The organism is Bacillus sp. LR_5 (assembly GCF_042709275.1).
Genome location: NZ_JAVAXX010000607.1, coordinates 1 through 1,182, shown reverse-complemented (window position 1 = coordinate 1,182; position 1,182 = coordinate 1). Strand labels below are relative to the sequence as shown.

The 1,182-nt window shown below is 40.9% G+C and carries 2 protein-coding genes; both read left to right on the top strand.

Annotation, left to right across the window (positions count from 1 at the left end):
- Nucleotides 1-688 (top strand): RNA polymerase sigma-28 factor SigD (gene sigD / locus RAC86_RS38900; RefSeq protein ID WP_377886979.1); only part of this gene is annotated, 688 nt, incomplete at its 5' end.
- Nucleotides 689-717: 29 nt separating this feature from the next.
- Nucleotides 718-1,182 (top strand): Swarming motility protein SwrB (locus RAC86_RS38895; RefSeq protein ID WP_377886978.1); only part of this gene is annotated, 465 nt, incomplete at its 3' end.

Sequence of the window (1,182 nt, the reverse complement as noted above, 5' to 3'; positions counted from 1 at the left end):
TTTAATGCGCCGTTACATGCCGCTTGTTACATATCATGTAGGCAGAATTTCTGTCGGACTGCCGAAATCAGTGCATAAAGACGATCTTATGAGCCTTGGTATGCTTGGTTTATATGATGCCCTTGAAAAATTTGACCCTAGCCGGGACTTAAAATTTGATACCTACGCCTCGTTTAGAATTCGCGGCGCAATCATAGACGGGCTTCGTAAAGAAGATTGGCTGCCCAGAACCTCACGTGAAAAAACAAAGAAGGTTGAAGCAGCAATTGAAAAGCTTGAACAGCGCTATCTTCGGAACGTATCGCCCGCAGAAATTGCAGAGGAACTCGGAATGACGGTACAGGATGTCGTGTCAACAATGAATGAAGGTTTTTTTGCAAATCTGCTGTCAATTGATGAAAAGCTCCATGATCAAGATGACGGTGAAAACATTCAGGTCATGATCAGAGATGACAAAAATGTTCCGCCTGAAGAAAAGATTATGAAGGATGAACTGATTGCACAGCTTGCTGAAAAAATTCACGAACTCTCTGAAAAAGAACAGCTGGTTGTCAGTTTGTTCTACAAAGAGGAGTTGACATTGACAGAAATCGGACAAGTATTAAATCTTTCTACGTCCCGCATATCACAGATTCATTCAAAGGCACTATTTAAATTAAAGAATCTGCTGGAAAAAGTGATTCAATAATGAATTTCAATGGTTAGCGAGTGAAAAACATGTCAACACTATTATGGCTTTTAAGCTTTACGCTCCACGGCGTGCTTCTGTACGCTGTCATTATCCTGTATATGAGACTCGCAGCTGTGAAAGAAACAGAAAAACAGCAAAAGAAATTACTTGAAGAGACGGAAAACACCTTGGCAGCATTTCTTCTTGAATTAAAAGAAGAAAATGAGAAACTGATAAAAAATACCGGTTCACCTTCAAGTCAAGCGGAAGAAGAAACCCAAAAGCCAGACCTTCGGCACTCTGAAAAAGATTCAGAGCAGGGTACAGTTCAAGAAGAAGAGAATCTTCTTGAACATATTGAAGGGCTGATTACTGAAGTTGAGCGTCAGGAAGAGAGGGTAAACAGCAATGCCCAATCATTTGAAGACCAGGTCATAGCATTATATGAGCAGGGGTATTCGGCCAATCAAATTGCTCAGAAACTGAAGAGCGGAAAGACAGAAATCGAGCTG